Genomic DNA, 17146 nt, shown 5'->3' on the forward strand with positions numbered 1-17146 from the left:
CAACAGAGACGGGGCTTAAAAAGGGATTGACAATGATGTGTTGAATGAACATACATTTAGGCAAGATGCTTTTTCATTCATCTTCTTCCTCTGCTAAAAACTCTGTAATTTCTTTTTTAATACCGACTAAATCATTGTTATTAGCAAGCAGAATTAAAATTTTTAAGAGATTATTGTAATCTTCAAGAAGTATCAAATATTTTTTATTTAATTCTTGTAACTGAATAAAATCAGGATTCGTTGGTCCCGGTTTTCTATACGGACCCAGCTCATTATACGTAGTAATATCAGGATTAGGATTAGGAGCTGTATCATATTTATTCAAATGTGGAAATTCTGTAGAGAAATCATAATGAATGATGTTACTGATCTTAATAATAAAAGCATCATCCAGTTCTGCTTCCCTGATTTTTGTGTAAAGCGTGTTACGCGCAATACCTAGCTTTTCAGCTAGCGCTTTCATTTGGTAACCACTTTTCCTGATGGCTATCTCAACTATTTTTCCTTTATGTTGTTCCATATGCCAATATACATTGCTTTTAATAAAATGAAGAAAGACTTCGTTTGTTCAAATATGGTGATATCATAATCAACGAAATGCTTCCATGTTTTTTTCATTATCAATAATGTACAGTATTAAACATATAGGTTATAGCAAAATTTCTTAATCGGAAACCATTGTCTTTTCATATCCATGCACCAAGCATTTTTCTTTAAAAAAAGTTTCTTTAAAAAAATCTTGTAATGGATATACATGTGTTGAAAATGGCAGCGCTACATTTGCATATCCTTTCAGATACAAAATGCCATTATGGAGACTGTTTTTTTGTTCTTGAGCTATCTTGTCTTTTACCCAACCGTAGAAACGTTCTAGGTTAGTAACGCCCCTGCCTACGACGAAATCATATTTCCCTTGTATCTCTTCTCCCCTTATACAGGAGACTGTAATATTATTTAATCCAAGTGTTGTTACTATTTCATGAACTGCTTTTATTTTCTTCCCTATGGAATCTACCAAATGGAAATGTACTTCAGGAAACATAATTGCTAAGGGAATACCAGGAAATCCTCCCCCTGTTCCAAAATCTAGGATATGGGTATTTGGGCAAAAAGATATTATTTTTGAAATGGATAATGAATGCAAAATATGATTCATATAAAGATTGTCAATATCTTTTCTAGAAATAAGATTTATTTTTGTATTCCATAAGCGATAGATATTGCCCAGGCTACTAAAATGTGCTATTTGCGTATTAGAAAGTTCTTTAAAATGACTACATACTATAGCAGCAGAATCACAAGGTTTTTCTAAAGATGTATGCATGGTTTGGCATATAGATACTTATTTAAATTACTTCTTAGTCTATACAAGTGACTTGCTACACATTTATTTATAGGTGGTGAAGTCTTTCTGGTATTTTTCTGGATGTTTTAGAATGTCTCTTGTTTGTGCTAACATTTCCATAGGATAACCCTCTTCTTCAAGGATATCTATAGCTATAGCCTGATTAGATTCTCCAGGAATCACCTTATAGGTATATTCAATTTTATGGCCACGACCCTTATGGTGAATAAAGACCTTGTAATTCTTAAATCCTTTAGTTGGTTCATTCTTTTCCAAGAGCATAATTATTGGATAGTGCGTTGCTACAATAGAGAGCGCATTACTATATTGGGCAATAAAGTTTAATACAGAATATTCTGTAGCCTCTCCTTCTTTTGGATTGGTACCACTAAAGGGTTCATCAAAAATGGTAAAACAGCATTCATCTTTCTTTAGGCCCTTCAATAAACTTAAATGACGTTGAAAGCGCTCAACTTCTGCTACAAATAAGGACTTTCCAGCTGCAATATCATCTGTAACATCTATATAGGTACTAATTTTATTGAATGGTGTCATGGTACAGGACTTAGCTGGTGCAATACCAAAGGTTTGACTGAGTAGAATCGTTTCTAGAACACCTGTTAAAAACGTAGACTTACCACCTGCATTAGGACCTGTTAGAATCACATTCCGCACACTTGTTTCTCTACCCATTGCTATATCATTACCAATAGCTACTACAGGATCTAACATAGGATTCCACATCTCTGTAAAAGTGAAGCATGGTTTGGAGTGTTCTTTAGGAGCAAGCAACTTGGTAAAAGAATAGGTATGGGGTGCACCCATGGCATCGGTTTCATGCATCAAAGTGGCAACAGCCACAAAAGCATCTAATTCTCCTAATTCATACATGGCATCGTGGAAAATGTCTTTATATGCTACAAAAAGTCTATAACTTGCTAGCAGTTTACCCGCATTGTCTTTAAAATAGGACCAAGAGCGCAATGGTAGTTCTTCTAAGTAGCACAATAGGTTTCCTATTGGTGTTTTTTCTTTCGAAGATGCCAATAGAGCCCTAATAGCAACCAATTGTTTACCATACAATTCCTCTAGTTCAGGATGATCTTGTACTAGCCTATTGATCTGTTTTGCAGTTATCAAAAAGGTTTGTATATCTGCCATCCGCAGTGCAAGATGGTTTAGCACGCCTGAATATTCTTTATAGTTACGGTAGCCTTTATAGTACTGCCACAAAGAGTGAATGGTCAAACCTGCTGAATAAAAATAGAAAACGGATTTCATCCCTCCTGTACTATTATTATTTCTGATACTATGATTGCTGATACGATTATCATCAAAGTCAAGATTAAGGTTACTAATATGATAAAGCCCATATCCTGGAAAAAACATAGGATAGAATTTTTTGTAGTAAAAGCTATGTGTTAGTTCCTTTGGGCTGAAGGCTACTACCAACTCTCCACTAACTGCTCCAAGTAAAGGGTACCAGATATAATTAGAATAAATGTTCCATAAGTCTCGTAGCCAAAACTTTCTTGTTTGTAACGAAGTAGCAGATTTATTAGAAATAGGATTTTGAGTATAAAATAAATCTGTTAGGTATTTATCATATTCCTTATTGTATAAAGGATCTGTTTCTGTCCAAAAAGACAACATGCCTTTTTCGACCTTTTTATAATTTTGGAGTTGATTTTTTAAATCGGCAGCAACTTGATTTTCTCTATAAAGATAATGCACAATCTGCTGGCGTTGTATAAGTTCATCTAGGTTTGCAATAGGTGCACTTACAAAAGTGGCAAGCGATATCTCCCCGAGGGTAGTAATGGTTTTATTAATGCGGGATAAAAAGTGATAATCTGGTGTTGTAGTCGTTCCGCAAAAAAGATGCAAATCATTCCAAGCATATTGGTTCAGTACTGTACCTATATGTTTATGCCGATCTTGGTATACATTGCTTTTTGCAAAAATCTCATTAAACACCACTACCCGCTCCTCTCTTGGTGAAAGGGTTACATCAGTAATATTTTTATTAAATGATTCTTTATGATCTTCAGGTTTATCATTTTTTTTTACTTCCTCATGAAATGACTTTAAATAAATATCTGCCAATTCAGCAAGTTTAGGCGCTGTTGTATCTGCACTGGCAATAAAACTGTGTAAAGAAAAGGCAAATGTAAGTTGCTTGAGTATACGCATATAAAAAATTGATTACTTTAAGTCTAAATATACAAAATGTTCTACGAATCATTACATATGTTCGCCCAATATAAATCCTATAGAACCCACTTATGGTTGTCTCCAAACGCTAGTTTTTCTTGGCCTCGAGGCTCGATGGAAATGAGCTTTTATCCGTGGCTTCTGGTGGCTCTGCTACGGCTGTTTTTCGCTTCTTTTATCATCTTATCGATTTCAGCTTCATCGTAATCACTATCATCACAAAATATTTTTTTTATATCATCAGGACCTAAACCATCTGCAACTCTATTACTAATTTTTCGTCTTTTCCTTTCCTGATTTTTCTGATCAAACTCTTTTTTTGCTTTCTCTTCACCTTCCTTTATACCTTCCTCTTTACCTTCTCTTCTAGCTCTATTTATGTCGATTTGTTTTTCGGTTTGTCTTAGTATATAACGCTGATAAGCATTTTTCTTTTCCTCTGGAAGTTTTAGATAAGTTAATTTATTTTCAATTTTCTTTATACATGATTGAGGCAAATGTTCAATTTCAGGCACTGTATCATTTTTGAGTATATAAAACCAGTCCTCTAAAACACTAGTTGATTCGCTTTTTTCAAATTCTGGAATAGATATTATAAAATAATCTGGTGTTACATTACTTGCATGAACTACAATTTTATTGCCATTCCTGTCTCTTTCATCTAATTCCAATACAATATCAATTTCTTCATTATTTATGTCATGATATATAGTTTTCCCCCTACATAGTGATGACATATTTTTATCTGGCGTAAAGTACAAAAGATTGATATGATATACTTTTTTAATAGTAGAATAATCCATACCTGCAGCAAGTGAATCAACTATAGTACGTGATGTTGTATAAAGTGCCTTATGAAAAAAAGATCTTTTAATATTCCGTTCTATTTCTACTATATACTTATTACCCTTTTTATCTTTTACAAGCATATCTACCAATGACCCTTTTTCTTTTTTACTTCCTTTATTAGTTTCACTCTCAAGAAGTTCTAATATTTCTATTTCGGGTCCACCATAATGAGTAAGTATAGAAGAAATAAAGCTTTCTAATATCTCATAGTCTGATTTACTTCTTAAAAGGTGTTTAATAGCATAGTCAAAAGAAACAAGTGGCTTTGTTCCAGCTGGTGGTACTGGTACCATACTATTATATATACGATCTTCTTCATCACTTGAATAGTACTCAGGATCCATTCTTAATTCTTGCTGTTTACAAGCAAAAAAAACTGAAGACATAAAACATAATACTGTTAAAATTAATTTATTCATGATAATCAATTAATAATTAGTTATTATTGCTCGATATGTCTTATGAGCTATGTAGGCAGTAATAGAGAAGACTACATTAATGATACTTGTAACAAACGTACCACTATCTCTCATGAAGACAGATCAGGGCTAGTTACTCTATAAAGATACCAAAACGTTTTAATATTATTGGTTACATCTACACAAAGGTAGGTAAAGTGCTTTAGCGCTCCAAAAGGAGCGGTTTTATCTGGCTTCGAATTTTTGTGCAGATTTTTAGTATTTTTCTTTTGGGACGAAAAGGATTTTTTGCTTAGTTTTTTGGCCCTCAAAAAAGTAAGGCCCCGCTGGCAAGCGGTTTACAGCAAACTAGGTACAAATCACATAAAGAGTCATATGAAGCGAGCGTTTTACATACAGTTCTCTAAGCACATGGCCCTCTGGATAACTCGATAATATATGATGCTAGGTTTTTCTAAACCAGGCATATTATTTTTTACTCAAAAAAAGAGTAACTTTACGTTACTTTATTCATTTATATTATTTGGATGTTAATAACATGATTCTAGTAAGAAATTTAGGTAAATTATTGATGAACAAGTTTTTTCAAAAACATGTCTATAATATCTGACTATATATCTTTTTAGTAACGTTTTATACTAAAAAACACCCATTTTACAATAAAAATTTTTTACCAAGAAAAAACGAATTCTATCTATGTATTTTATACGTTGGCTATTTTTGTTTTTCCTTTTACCATTTAATCTATGGGGAGCTGAATTGTCTAATCAGATTATCGTTCCCAACGTGGTTAAGTTTGCAGGTATAAAGATATCTCTCACAGGGCGTGCACGTGAACGCATTCAGAAAAAAATAGCTCAGTTAACGATATATAAACGTGGATTTAATAAAATAGTAGAAAGGACAAATCTTTTTTTCCCTCTCATAGAAAAAACATTGGCAGAAGAAAATGTTCCAGATGACTTTAAATTCCAAGCGTTACATGAAAGCATGTTGATAGGAGATGCTGTCAGTCACACTAATGATGTGGGTTTTTGGCAAATTCATAAAGTAGCAGCTTTAGATTTAAAGCTAAGTATAGATTATCCCGTAGACGAAAGAATGCATTTAATTCAATCTACTAAAGCTGCAGCACGTTTTCTAAAAAACAATGATAACTATTTTAATAGCTGGTTAGGCGCATTACTTGCATATAACAGAGGAAGGGCAGGTGCAGCAAAAATATTTCCTAAAAAATATTATGGAGCTAAATCTGTTCAATTAGATCATAAAACCGATGATTATATCATCTCTATTTTAGCAACTAAGCTAGCATTTCAAAAAATGGCTGGGAAAAAGAATCACTCTAAGCTAAAATTATTTGTGTATACACATGGACACCATGGCAAAAAATTGCAAGATATAGCTTCTTATTTGAAGATAGAAGAAAAATTATTATTCGAACACAACCGTTGGCTTAGAACTTCTGTAATACCATATAACACCCACTGTTCCTTAGTAGTGCCATTTATACACAATCACCCTAATATAGACTTATCTACTACACTAAAGATTCCCACACAACCTAACCATACACAATATAAAAAACATACTATTCCTATAATACAGGAGCAAGCACCATGTTCCCATAGTATGGATTACAAAAAATTTTTAAAGCATAACAAAACTTTTCCACAGATTCAACACTTAAATGATTCCCGTTCTTCTAGACTAATAAAAGCCAATGGCAAGCTTGCAATTATAGCAATGAAGGGTGACACCATTGATCATTTATCACAATTGATCAAATTACCAATATGTAAATTTCTGCTTATAAATGACATTGACAAAATACATACGCCGATTCCCAATCATATATATTATTATAGTGCAAAGAGTAGTAAGGCAGACATACACTACCATATTGTAACACCTGGAGAAGATTTATGGTGTATTGCGCAACGATATGGCATGCAATTATCTGCACTTTTGGAAAAAAACAGAATGAAGCAAATAGACTTACTTAAAGAAGGTCAAATATTATGGTTACGTTTTATTAGACCACGTAAAATTCCAGTAGAGTACTGGCTACCTTAAAATTACGTATTCATTCACTGTAGCATGCCTAGTAGTTTCAACAAACTTATCTCTTTTCAGATAAAAACTTACCATCATATCAACCTGTTTTTTACTTAGCATTGGCTGCTAACAAAACTAGGTTTAAATGTATATTTATAAAAATGAACAATGAATAGGTTATATGAACGAAAAAAAAATAATAATAAATCTGTGGAAACTTTTTGCACTAGGCGTTACAAGTATTCCTATTTACCTATTTTCTGTTCAAGTTGATTTTTATAATTTATATGGTGGCATGCCATCCACAGAGTTATTGGAAAATCCTCAAAGCGAATTAGCTTCCGAACTTTACTCATCCGATGCTGTATTACTTGGAAAATATTTTCGCAATAACCGCAGCTTAGTATCTTATGAAGATATTTCTCCAAATATGATCAATGCCCTTATTGCCTCAGAAGATTATCGTTTTGAAAATCACGCAGGTATAGACCTAAAAGGGCTTTCACGCGCTTTTTTTCTTTCTATTTTATTACAACGAAAAAAAGGAGGGGGAAGCACCCTTACACAACAATTAGCCAAGAATCTTTTTAATACTAGGCGAGAAGAAAATTATAGAGGAAAATTGTCAAATATTCCATTGCTCAATAAATTAATCTTGAAAACAAAAGAATGGATTTTAGCCGTTCAACTAGAACGGGCTTATACTAAGCACGAAATTATAGCCATGTACCTAAATACGGTCACCTTTGGTAGCAATACCTACGGCATAAAAGTAGCAGCTCGTACCTTTTTTGATAAAACTCCAGCTGAACTACGTGTAGAAGAAGCGGCATTATTAGTAGGATTGCTCCGTGCACCTTCTCGATACAGTCCTGTAAGACATCCAGAAAAGGCTAAGTATATTAGGAATGTAGTATTATCACAAATGGTCAAATATGGATTTTTAAAAAAATCAGACTATGATCTTATTTATGAGATGCCTATAGAGATGCAATACCAAGAAGAAAATTATGAGCAAGGAATGGCACCATACTTTAGAGCAATCGTACGTGACTTTCTACTAAAGTGGACGAGAGAGAATGGATATGATCTCTTTGCAGATGGATTGCGTGTATACACAACGATTGATAGTAAGGTTCAAGCATATGCAGAAACTGCTTTAAAAGAACGTATGAAGCTGTTGCAACATCAATTTGATAAACATTGGCAAGATAGCAATCCTTGGATTTATGAAAGTGGGAAAGAGATAGAAGATTATATTGAAAAAGAAATAAAAAAAACTGTCTTTTACAAACAGCTACTCAAAAAATATGAAGGAGATATGGAAGCTATAGAGCTAGAAATGAACACCCCTGTAAAAACGGAATTATTTTCATGGGAAGGACCTATGAAAACCGTTATTAGCCCTTTAGAAGCCTTTAAATACCATCGGAGAATACTACAAGCTGGATGCATGGCCATGGATCCTAAGACTGGACATATCAAAGCCTGGGTAGGAGGAGTTGATTATAAACATTTTCAATATGATCATGTTAAACAAGGGAAACGTCAAGCTGGCTCTACTTTTAAGCCTATGGTTTATACAGTAGCATTAGATAATGGATATCTTCCAACAGATTTAGTTGTAGATGAGCCCGTTACTTTTTCACAACCTAATGGAGATACTTGGACAGCACAAAATGCATGGAAACGTTACTCTGGTCAAAAATGCACTTTAAGGTATGCTATGGCACGTTCTATTAATTCTATAACTGCTTATTTACTTAAACAACTTACACCTGATTTGGTGATTGATTATGCTAAACGTATGGGTATAAAAGGTCCATTAGACCCTGTTCCTTCCCTTTGTTTGGGCTGTAGTGATGTTTCCATTTATGAAATGGTGGGTGCTTACAGTACTTTTTTAAATAAAGGAGTTTGGACAGAACCTTTTTTTGTTACCCATATTGAAGATAAAAATGGCAATATAATCCAAACTTTTGTACCACAGCGTAATGAGGCTATTCATGAAGATACAGCTGATCTTATGACCTATATGCTTCAAGGCGCTCTCGATGAAGGCGCATTACATAGTCTTTCTAATGAATTGAAGCAAGATAATGATATAGCTGGAAAATCAGGAACAACTTCTAATCATTCAGATGGCTGGTTTATAGGACTCACACAAAATCTTTGTACTGGAGTTTGGGTAGGTGGGGAAGATCGCTGCATTCATTTTAGAGATTTTCATTTAGGAAATGGTAGCACAACAGCTAGACCAATATGGGAGCAGTTTATTCTAAAGCTCTATAATGATCCAAATATAATTTACAAAAAAGGACCATTGGTAGATCCTAACTCCTTATCCGAAAAAGTTAGGCAAATTATTCATTCAAAAAATACTGACAACCAAATGCAAAAAAACAATAAGCATACTACTACAGCCCAAGAAAGAGAGATCGTAGAATTAGATGTGAATAGTATTTTTTAGTCTAAAAGTCTGTTATTTCCTGGGAATCAGCACTTGGTCATATCAACGGGTACCTGTTACACTCAATAAACGAAAGTAGATAAAGCTCCCCCTGCTGGACTCGAACCAGCGACCCTTTGATTAACAGTCAAATGCTCTAACCAACTGAGCTAAGGAGGAATTGAAATGCTTATCAGTTACAATTTTACAATTTTTTTCTGTAAAAACAATACACTCAGCCTATTTTCTGCGAAAAATTTTTGATTTATTCATAATCCGACATTTAAAAAAGATGCTCTTTTTTAGAGAAAACGTTCTTTGAAAAAAATCTTTGCTTTTATCAAACAAATTATTGTTTTGTTGGTGGACTGAAAAATTCAGAATTTCGAAACCAACTTTGAGACTCATCTGTTGGCAAGTATCGCATAAATAATAGAGTTGCATTTCCGAAAACTATTTCTACGCCCTTTCTGAGTACTAAATGCATAATGCATCCTCCATTTTAACGTTTTTTACTCCAAAAACTAATAACTAGGAACACAGGTCTATATTAGGTATAATAGGAAAATCTCAACATTATTGTTTTATATTGTCATATGTTTAATATTTGAATTACTATCTTAAAATTATTTATGAAAAGCAATAAAAAAAGTATGGTTATACATACACTCAAAACCTTGGCTTTAGTGTCAGCTTTTAATTTATCTGCTTGTAATAGTGCAGGAAATAAAGTAAATGCAAGAAATGATTTTCCCATTAATATGAGCAATAATGTATCACAATCACAATCTCAAGCATCAGGCCATAGCAATAATGTACTACAGCCTAAGCCAATTTTTTTGTTTTTTATTGGTCATGAGTACGAAAACATACTTTATTTATCTGGAAACGAAAAATCATTTACTATTCAAGCTTCTTGTACTCCAGAACAGGACCAAGAATATCTTCATGATTGTAAGATAAATATCTATCCAACAAAAGGAACTAGTACATTAACAACGAATCATGATGAAATGAGCATTACATGTAATGCACTTTATGAAAACTTAAAGGCTTGTATAAATAATGGGAATGGGGAAACTGTTTTAAGCTCTCTTAGAACAGGGAGAGTATATAATATAAAACCTCACAGCTCAGAAGTAGAGTATACTATTTCTATTACAGACAAGCAAGGTAACACCATTGAGTCCCTTAAAGTAATTTGGAAACAGTAAAAAAAATAAAATTGTTTCCGTTCGATTGAGATATAGAATGGCCTGGGGATATCCTCGGCAATTCTATATTTTGGACCACTTAATAGGGTCCCATCCCGATCCATAGATTTTGATTGATACAAAAAAATGCCGAAATTAAGACTGTGCTAGTAAGAAGCAAAGCATAGTGATTTCAATCACTCAAATTCATTGCCTTGCAGTGGTATTTTGGATTTATTTGTTACCTTAAAACAGCATTATGAAAAGATATATCCCTAATTTGTTCTCTATATTTAACCTTATTTGTGGCGTTATAGGCACCGTGTTGGCTTTAAATGAGCAACTAGTATATGCTGCCTATTGCGTTTTTATAGGGGCTTTTTTTGATCTCTTAGATGGATTCTTCGCTAGAATACTTCATGCGCAATCACCGATTGGAAAACAATTAGATTCATTAGCAGATTTAATCACTTTTGGTATGGTGCCAGCAAGTATCATGTATACGCTCATTAAAACCTATGAAACCTGTCCATATCGACCCTACGCTGCCTTGTTGATTGTCGTATTTTCTGCACTCAGATTGGCAAAATTTAATGTTGATGAGAGACAGATAGATCGTTTTATAGGGCTCCCTACACCAGCAAATGCCATGGCTATAGCAGCTTTACCTATGGTTTTAGAACGACAAGAGTGCTTCCCTTGGCTATATAATGCCTTAACATGGCCATTTGCATTACCGTTACTAGCTATGCTTTTGTCTTATCTGTTGGTATCTCCTATTGAATTCATAGCTTTTAAATCTAGTGCAATCGAATTCCAAAAAAATAAAGGTTCCTACTTTTTAATTACCTTACTGTTATGCTTAGTAGTTTTACTAAAATCTGTAGGCGTTTTTTTAGGAATTTTACTCTATATTTTGGTTGCTTTATTTACTTTTTTTAAAAAGTAATATACCCCCCAGCCAGTATTGTTTATTATATAAACGTTGAGCCAGTATGAAAAAGAAAATCTTAACAGGTGATAGACCAACGGGCAAACTCCATTTAGGTCACTATATTGGTTCCCTACAAAACAGAATTAGACTGCAGCATGAATATGACCAGTATATCATGATTGCAGATGTGCAGGCATTAACAGATAATTTTGACAATCCGCATAAAATAACTCAGAATATCATTGAAGTTGCTAAAGATTATTTAAGCGTTGGTATTGATCCCACTCAAACAACTATTTTGATTCAGTCTCAAATACCCGAAATAGCAGAATTAACCATCTATTATTTAAACTTGGTTACATTAGGTAGATTAGAGCGTAATCCCACTGTAAAATGCGAGATTCAGCAAAAGGGTTATAACGATGCTATTCCTGTTGGCTTTTTTTGTTATCCTATTAGTCAAGCTGCTGATATTACTATATTTCAGGCAGAATTTGTTCCAGTAGGAAACGATCAGGTACCTATGATCGAACAAACAAATGAAATTGTTAGACGGTTTAATAGGATTTACAATAAAGATGTCCTTAAAGAATGCAAAGCTATTTTAAGTAATACACCAAGACTAGTCGGTATAGATGGGAAGTCCAAAGCAAGCAAATCATTATCCAATGCCATCTTTCTATCAGACTCTTCCCAAGAGATTAAACAGAAAGTTTTTCAAATGTATACAGATCCAAATCATATTAGGGTTAGTGATCCTGGCTGTGTGGAGGGGAATGTTGTTTTTGCCTATTTAGATGCTTTTCATTGCAATAAAGAAGAGGTTAAGTCCCTCAAAGAGGATTATAGACGAGGTGGATTAGGAGATATGGTGATAAAAAATATATTAAATGATAGTCTTCAACTTTTATTAGAACCTATTCGAGTAGCCAGAGATCGAATTGATAATAATCAAGTAAGAGAGTTACTGCTAGAAGGGACGCAAAAAGCAAGAGAGCTTGCTAAGGAAACTATAGAGATGGTTCGAACAGCTATTGGTATTAAATATTTTTAACATAAAAACAAAAACAGTATGCATATCGAATATACACCTAATCCAAGCACTGAAGATGTTAATTTTTTGAATGATCAGCTCAATAAAGAAGCTACTGGTTTTAAATATGTTGCCCCTTTTGGTTTCTTCTTAAGAGATAAGAACAATAAAATAAGAGCAGGGTTAGATGGATTCTTTATGTATGGTGCAATTTATACAGACCAACTATGGGTGGCTCCTGACTGCCGTAAATTGGGACTAGGACGTCAACTTATGGAACGCGTGCATCAACTTGGCCGTGAAAATAAATGTAAAATAGCAACAGTTTCTACCATGACTTTTTTAGGCGCTCAAAAATTTTATGAGAAATTAGGGTATATTATTGACTTTATTAGGCCAGGATATGCCAATGGGTCATCTTGTATATTTTTATCAAAAATATTATAATATCGTTCGAAAATGGAGTATCTGTTCAATATGTGATGATGAAAAACATGGTTGCAAGAATCTTATGCTGATACTTGCTCGTAACATTATGTAACGATTTCGTCACCATGAAAATTATTTGTAAATTTGTTATCCCGACATGTCCCATGAAGAGATGTTGTGGCGTAGGAGAAGCATAGCCTATCATGCTGAAAAAATAGTAATTTAATTGTTATAAAACATGGCACATCCAAAGAAAAGATCATCAGCATCTAGAAGAAATAAAAGAAGGACACATATTAAGCTTGCAATGCCAGCTCTTGTTGTCTGTCCTGTTACTGGTGTAGTACATACACCACACCGTGCATTTTGGCATGAAGATAAAATGTATTACAAAGGGAGGGTAGTAATATCTAAAGAGCCATTAAACTAATTTTGTCTACCATCACTGTTCTCTTTCTATAACGATTTTGGTGGTTATATGAATAGAGGGCAGTGTTATGCAAGCATTTTACTAAAGTGATAGTAGATGAAAGAAACTAAACGTGCTGTTGTCTCTGGAGTACATGGATATGTACCAAGTTATGCGCTAACCAATAATGAGTTAGAACGAATGGTAGATACCAGTGATGAATGGGTAACTACTAGAACCGGAATTAAAGAAAGACGTATCTTAAAAGAAGAAGGAGTAGGTACCTCGTTTATGGGTATAAATGCAGTGCAGGGCTTGTTGCAAAAGACGGGAACAGATCCACAAACTGTTGATCTACTTATATGTGCTACCATTACGCCAGATATGATTACGCCAGCAACAGCCAATATTATAAGCCATGCTGTGGGGGCCATTAATGCCTTTAGTTACGATTTACAAGCTGCTTGTTCTGGATTTCTTTATGCACTAGATACCGCAACACAGTTTATCGCCTCAGGAAGAGCAAAAAAAGCAATTGTTGTGGGAGCAGATAAAATGTCGTCCATTACGGACTATTCAGATAGAGCTACTTGTATTCTTTTTGGAGATGGTGCTGGCGCAGTACTTGTGACAGCCGGTGATGCTCATGACGACTATGGCATTTTAGACTCCATCTGTAAAACAGATGGAATAGGACAAAATTTGCTCTATCAAAAGGCAGGGGGAAGCAGATTGCCTGCTTCGCATGCAACAGTGAATGCAAAACAACATTACATTTATCAGGAAGGTCAAGCCGTATTTAAGACAGCCGTTACCGCCATGTCACAGGTAGTACTGGATATAATGGCTAAAAACAATCTTACAGCAGAAGAGCTTGCCTATTTAGTGCCACATCAAGCTAATAAACGTATATTACAAGTGGTTGCTGACCGTGCAGGTATACCTATTGAAAAGGTAATGTTGAATATAGATAAATTTGGAAATACCACAGCAGCTACTATTCCACTTTGTTTATGGGAATATGAAAACAAATTAAAACAAGGAGACAAGTTGATTTTAACAGCTTTTGGCGGAGGGTTTACCTGGGGAGCTACCTATATGACTTGGGCCTATGATGGCTTTGAATAGGCTTGTTTTTGAACAAAATAGCAACCATTAAAATGTATTCCAGGAGGGGATACAAGTTAGATTAAACAATAAGATATAATGGCAAATACAAGCGATATTAAAAACGGCCTCTGTATAGTATTAAACAATGACATTTATACTGTTTTAGAATTCCTACATGTAAAACCAGGTAAGGGCGCTGCCTTTGTTAGAACAAAGTTGAAAAGCTTAACAAAAGATAAACAAATTGATCATACATTTAATGCTGGAGTCAAAATAAATGTAGTTCGTGTAGAACGTAGGCCATATCAATTTCTTTATAAAGATGGTACAGGCTATAACTTTATGCATACGGAAACATTCGAACAAATTGCTATTGAACAATCATTGATCAATACCCCACAGTTCTTAAAAGAAGGTCAACATGTAGAAGTTTTGTACTATACGGATGAAAATATTGTACTAAGTTGTGAACTACCTGTATCTGTCACATTACAGATTAATTATACAGAACCAGGTATTAAAGGTGATACAGCCACTAAGTCACTCAAACCAGCAACCCTAGAAACAGGTGTAGAAATTAGAGTGCCTTTGTTTATAAACAGTGATGATTTTGTCAAAATAGATACCCGTACAGGACTCTATGTAGAACGTGTAACTGAACAAAAAAAGTAAAATGAAAACAACAGAAATTCAAGAGTTAATTGAGTTTATTACCCAATCAGGATTAGAAGAAGTTAGTATTGAAACAGAGGCCATTAAAATTCATATTAAAAGAAGCATACCAGTTCCTCAATACATAACCTCTTCTACGCCTACTAGCCTTCTTCCTTCTGTTCCTAATGTACCAATAGTTTCTGTTGATACTCATCCAACTACAATGGGAGCAGACCATATTGGTGAAGCAAATTATATAACCATTAAATCACCAATGGTGGGCACATTTTATAGATCTCCCAACCCTGATGCGCCCCCTTTTGTACAAGTAGGAGATAGTATTACAAAGGGCACAAAGCTCTGCATCATAGAAGCTATGAAACTATATAATGAAATAGAAGCAGAGATCAATGGCAAAATTGTTAAAGTATTACTCGATGATATTTCTCCTGTGGAATATGATCAACCTCTTTTCCTTGTTGATCCTGCTTAGGCTGCTCAATGAGCTTCATACATATTAACATACATATTGATTTATGTTTCAAAAAATATTAATTGCAAATCGTGGAGAGATTGCCCTAAGTATCATTCGCACTTGCAAAGAAATGGGTATTAAGACTGTTGCCGTATATTCTACCGCTGATAGGGATAGCCTCCATGTGCGTTTTGCAGATGAGGCAGTCTGTATTGGTCCACCCTCTAGTAGTTTATCTTATTTATCTATTCCATCTATTATTGCAGCTGCTGAGGTCACCAATAGCAATGCGATTCACCCAGGATATGGTTTTTTAGCTGAAAATGAAAAATTTTCAAGTTCTTGTGAAGAGTATGGCATCAAATTTATAGGTCCTTCTTCGACCGTAATTAGTAAGATGGGAGACAAATCTACTGCTAAAGAAAGCATGCGATCTGCCGGCGTACCTACTGTTCCAGGATCTGATGGGCTGCTAGAGTCTGTTGAAGAAGGTATTCGCTTAGCCCATGAAATAGGCTTCCCTGTTTTGCTTAAAGCAACTGCAGGGGGTGGAGGAAAAGGCATTAAGTTGGTTTATACACCTGATGCATTTCAACAAAAATGGACAGAGGCTAAAAAAGAAGCTTTTGCCTCCTTTGGTAACGATGGCCTTTACCTAGAAAAATACATTGAAGATCCACGTCATGTTGAGATTCAAATCGTTGCAGACCAATATGGAAAAGTAATACACTTATCTGAGCGTGATTGCTCTATTCAACGCAGACATCAGAAATTGGTAGAGGAAGCTCCATCTCCGTTTATAACGGATGAACTACGCAAAAAAATGACAGAAGCAGCTATAAAAGGAGTAAGCTTTATAGGCTATGAAGGCGTAGGTACTGTGGAGTTTTTGGTAGATAAACATCGAAACTTCTACTTTATGGAAATGAATACCCGCATTCAAGTAGAGTATCCTGTTACAGAAGCTGTTACTGGTTTTGATATACTGAGAACCCAAATTGAAATAGCCGCCGGTAAGCCATTAGATGTTTCTAGTGTTTATCCCCATGAACATGCTATAGAAGTTCGTATTAATGCAGAAGATCCCTTTAATAATTTTCGGCCATCTCCTGGAAAAATTACCCAACTCCATCTTCCAGGAGGACAAGGTGTGACTATTGCTAGTCATATTTATGCTGGTTATGTGGTTCCTTCTAATTACGATGCCATGCTTGCAAAACTTATTGTCCGCGCAGCTACACGTATAGATGCTATTGCCAAAATGAAAAGAGCACTAGAAGAATTTATCGTAGAAGGTATTCAAACAACTATACCTTTCCATCTTGCTTTAATGGATAATGAAGCATTTCGACAAGGAAACTTTACCACGCAATTCTTAGAGACTTTCGATTTTTCACAGCTTAAGCATCCAGACTAGGTAGCATCTGATTCATCCCAACTTTTTCTGTACGCCATGAAAGCGTACAGTGAGCTAGAATTGGCCTAAGAACAATTTTGGACAACTTAATAGTTTCTCTTTTACAAAGACCTATTAAGATGTTTTCTCCTAAGCAATACTTGAAAGTTGATGCATTA

Annotated in this window: 15 protein-coding genes and 1 tRNA gene; 11 read left to right on the forward strand and 5 right to left on the reverse strand. The window is 34.6% G+C overall.

Annotated elements, in window-relative coordinates; translation table 11 throughout:
* Positions 1-73: 73 nt before the first annotated feature.
* The 4 genes from CCPUN_RS00955 to CCPUN_RS00970 all read right to left on the reverse strand — a co-directional run bounded on the left by CCPUN_RS00955 (position 74) and on the right by CCPUN_RS00970 (position 4794).
* The gene (locus CCPUN_RS00955; RefSeq protein WP_133281717.1) at positions 74-520 is read right to left on the reverse strand and encodes a helix-turn-helix domain-containing protein; all 447 of its coding nucleotides are present in this window, start codon (positions 518-520) and stop codon (positions 74-76) included.
* 144 nt (positions 521-664) lie between these two features.
* Positions 665-1324 (reverse strand): 16S rRNA (guanine(527)-N(7))-methyltransferase RsmG, encoded by a 660-nt coding sequence (rsmG, locus tag CCPUN_RS00960; RefSeq protein ID WP_133281718.1) that lies wholly within the window; start codon positions 1322-1324, stop codon positions 665-667.
* Between the two features lie 63 nt (positions 1325-1387).
* Positions 1388-3538, reverse strand: a complete 2151-nt coding sequence (locus CCPUN_RS00965; RefSeq protein ID WP_133281719.1) for a MutS-related protein — start codon at positions 3536-3538, stop codon at positions 1388-1390.
* A gap of 149 nt (positions 3539-3687) precedes the next feature.
* Positions 3688-4794, reverse strand: coding sequence for an Rpn family recombination-promoting nuclease/putative transposase (locus tag CCPUN_RS00970; RefSeq protein ID WP_165941882.1), 1107 nt, complete (start codon positions 4792-4794; stop codon positions 3688-3690).
* A gap of 729 nt (positions 4795-5523) precedes the next feature.
* Between CCPUN_RS00970 and CCPUN_RS00975 the strand changes: the two genes are divergently transcribed.
* Both CCPUN_RS00975 and CCPUN_RS00980 read left to right on the forward strand, forming a co-directional pair.
* Positions 5524-6903, forward strand: a complete 1380-nt coding sequence (locus tag CCPUN_RS00975) for a LysM peptidoglycan-binding domain-containing protein (RefSeq protein WP_133281721.1) — start codon at positions 5524-5526, stop codon at positions 6901-6903.
* Between the two features lie 163 nt (positions 6904-7066).
* Positions 7067-9355: a transglycosylase domain-containing protein gene (locus CCPUN_RS00980; protein ID WP_133281722.1), complete on the forward strand. Its 2289-nt coding sequence runs from the start codon at positions 7067-7069 to the stop codon at positions 9353-9355.
* Between the two features lie 85 nt (positions 9356-9440).
* Here CCPUN_RS00980 and CCPUN_RS00985 read toward each other — a convergent pair.
* Positions 9441-9514: transfer RNA gene (locus CCPUN_RS00985), tRNA-Asn, on the reverse strand.
* Positions 9515-9966: 452 nt separating this feature from the next.
* Here CCPUN_RS00985 and CCPUN_RS00990 point away from each other — a divergent pair.
* From CCPUN_RS00990 to accC, 9 genes are all read left to right on the forward strand, one after another.
* Positions 9967-10548: a hypothetical protein gene (locus CCPUN_RS00990; RefSeq protein ID WP_204594632.1), complete on the forward strand. Its 582-nt coding sequence runs from the start codon at positions 9967-9969 to the stop codon at positions 10546-10548.
* A gap of 238 nt (positions 10549-10786) precedes the next feature.
* Positions 10787-11476 carry a CDP-diacylglycerol--serine O-phosphatidyltransferase gene (gene pssA / locus CCPUN_RS00995; RefSeq protein WP_133281724.1) on the forward strand — a complete coding sequence of 230 codons (690 nt, stop codon included), beginning with the start codon at positions 10787-10789 and terminating at the stop codon, positions 11474-11476.
* Positions 11477-11522: 46 nt separating this feature from the next.
* Positions 11523-12515 carry a tryptophan--tRNA ligase gene (gene trpS, locus CCPUN_RS01000; protein ID WP_133281725.1) on the forward strand — a complete coding sequence of 331 codons (993 nt, stop codon included), beginning with the start codon at positions 11523-11525 and terminating at the stop codon, positions 12513-12515.
* Positions 12516-12533: 18 nt separating this feature from the next.
* Positions 12534-12941, forward strand: coding sequence for a GNAT family N-acetyltransferase (locus tag CCPUN_RS01005; protein WP_133281726.1), 408 nt, complete (start codon positions 12534-12536; stop codon positions 12939-12941).
* Between the two features lie 220 nt (positions 12942-13161).
* Positions 13162-13353, forward strand: a complete 192-nt coding sequence (rpmF, locus tag CCPUN_RS01010; RefSeq protein WP_133281727.1) for a 50S ribosomal protein L32 — start codon at positions 13162-13164, stop codon at positions 13351-13353.
* Positions 13354-13449: 96 nt separating this feature from the next.
* Positions 13450-14460, forward strand: coding sequence for a beta-ketoacyl-ACP synthase III (locus CCPUN_RS01015; RefSeq protein ID WP_133281728.1), 1011 nt, complete (start codon positions 13450-13452; stop codon positions 14458-14460).
* 78 nt (positions 14461-14538) lie between these two features.
* Entirely contained in the window at positions 14539-15114 is a 576-nt protein-coding gene (gene efp, locus CCPUN_RS01020; protein WP_133281729.1) for an elongation factor P, read from the forward strand.
* 1 nt (position 15115) lies between these two features.
* On the forward strand, positions 15116-15589 hold the full coding sequence (accB, locus tag CCPUN_RS01025; protein ID WP_133281730.1) for an acetyl-CoA carboxylase biotin carboxyl carrier protein: 474 nt from the start codon (positions 15116-15118) through the stop codon (positions 15587-15589).
* Positions 15590-15632: 43 nt separating this feature from the next.
* On the forward strand, positions 15633-16988 hold the full coding sequence (gene accC / locus CCPUN_RS01030; protein ID WP_133281731.1) for an acetyl-CoA carboxylase biotin carboxylase subunit: 1356 nt from the start codon (positions 15633-15635) through the stop codon (positions 16986-16988).
* Positions 16989-17146: the final 158 nt, after the last annotated feature.

Origin of the sequence: Cardinium endosymbiont of Culicoides punctatus, assembly GCF_004354815.1 — a bacterium.
In the GTDB taxonomy this organism is placed as follows: domain Bacteria; phylum Bacteroidota; class Bacteroidia; order Cytophagales; family Amoebophilaceae; genus Cardinium.

What these genes read in the sequence shown, in the direction of transcription:
- accB (WP_133281730.1), top strand. Translation starts at nt 15,116, where the DNA reads ATGAAAACAACAGAAATTCAAGAGTTAATTGAGTTTATTACCCAATCA.
- CCPUN_RS01005 (WP_133281726.1), top strand. Translation starts at nt 12,534, where the DNA reads ATGCATATCGAATATACACCTAATCCAAGCACTGAAGATGTTAATTTT.
- CCPUN_RS00955 (WP_133281717.1), bottom strand. Translation starts at nt 520, where the DNA reads ATGGAACAACATAAAGGAAAAATAGTTGAGATAGCCATCAGGAAAAGT.
- CCPUN_RS01015 (WP_133281728.1), top strand. Translation starts at nt 13,450, where the DNA reads ATGAAAGAAACTAAACGTGCTGTTGTCTCTGGAGTACATGGATATGTA.
- CCPUN_RS00965 (WP_133281719.1), bottom strand. Translation starts at nt 3,538, where the DNA reads ATGCGTATACTCAAGCAACTTACATTTGCCTTTTCTTTACACAGTTTT.
- accC (WP_133281731.1), top strand. Translation starts at nt 15,633, where the DNA reads ATGTTTCAAAAAATATTAATTGCAAATCGTGGAGAGATTGCCCTAAGT.
- CCPUN_RS00980 (WP_133281722.1), top strand. Translation starts at nt 7,067, where the DNA reads ATGAACGAAAAAAAAATAATAATAAATCTGTGGAAACTTTTTGCACTA.
- efp (WP_133281729.1), top strand. Translation starts at nt 14,539, where the DNA reads ATGGCAAATACAAGCGATATTAAAAACGGCCTCTGTATAGTATTAAAC.
- CCPUN_RS00975 (WP_133281721.1), top strand. Translation starts at nt 5,524, where the DNA reads ATGTATTTTATACGTTGGCTATTTTTGTTTTTCCTTTTACCATTTAAT.
- rsmG (WP_133281718.1), bottom strand. Translation starts at nt 1,324, where the DNA reads ATGCATACATCTTTAGAAAAACCTTGTGATTCTGCTGCTATAGTATGT.
- trpS (WP_133281725.1), top strand. Translation starts at nt 11,523, where the DNA reads ATGAAAAAGAAAATCTTAACAGGTGATAGACCAACGGGCAAACTCCAT.
- CCPUN_RS00990 (WP_204594632.1), top strand. Translation starts at nt 9,967, where the DNA reads ATGAAAAGCAATAAAAAAAGTATGGTTATACATACACTCAAAACCTTG.
- pssA (WP_133281724.1), top strand. Translation starts at nt 10,787, where the DNA reads ATGAAAAGATATATCCCTAATTTGTTCTCTATATTTAACCTTATTTGT.
- CCPUN_RS00970 (WP_165941882.1), bottom strand. Translation starts at nt 4,794, where the DNA reads ATGTCTTCAGTTTTTTTTGCTTGTAAACAGCAAGAATTAAGAATGGAT.
- rpmF (WP_133281727.1), top strand. Translation starts at nt 13,162, where the DNA reads ATGGCACATCCAAAGAAAAGATCATCAGCATCTAGAAGAAATAAAAGA.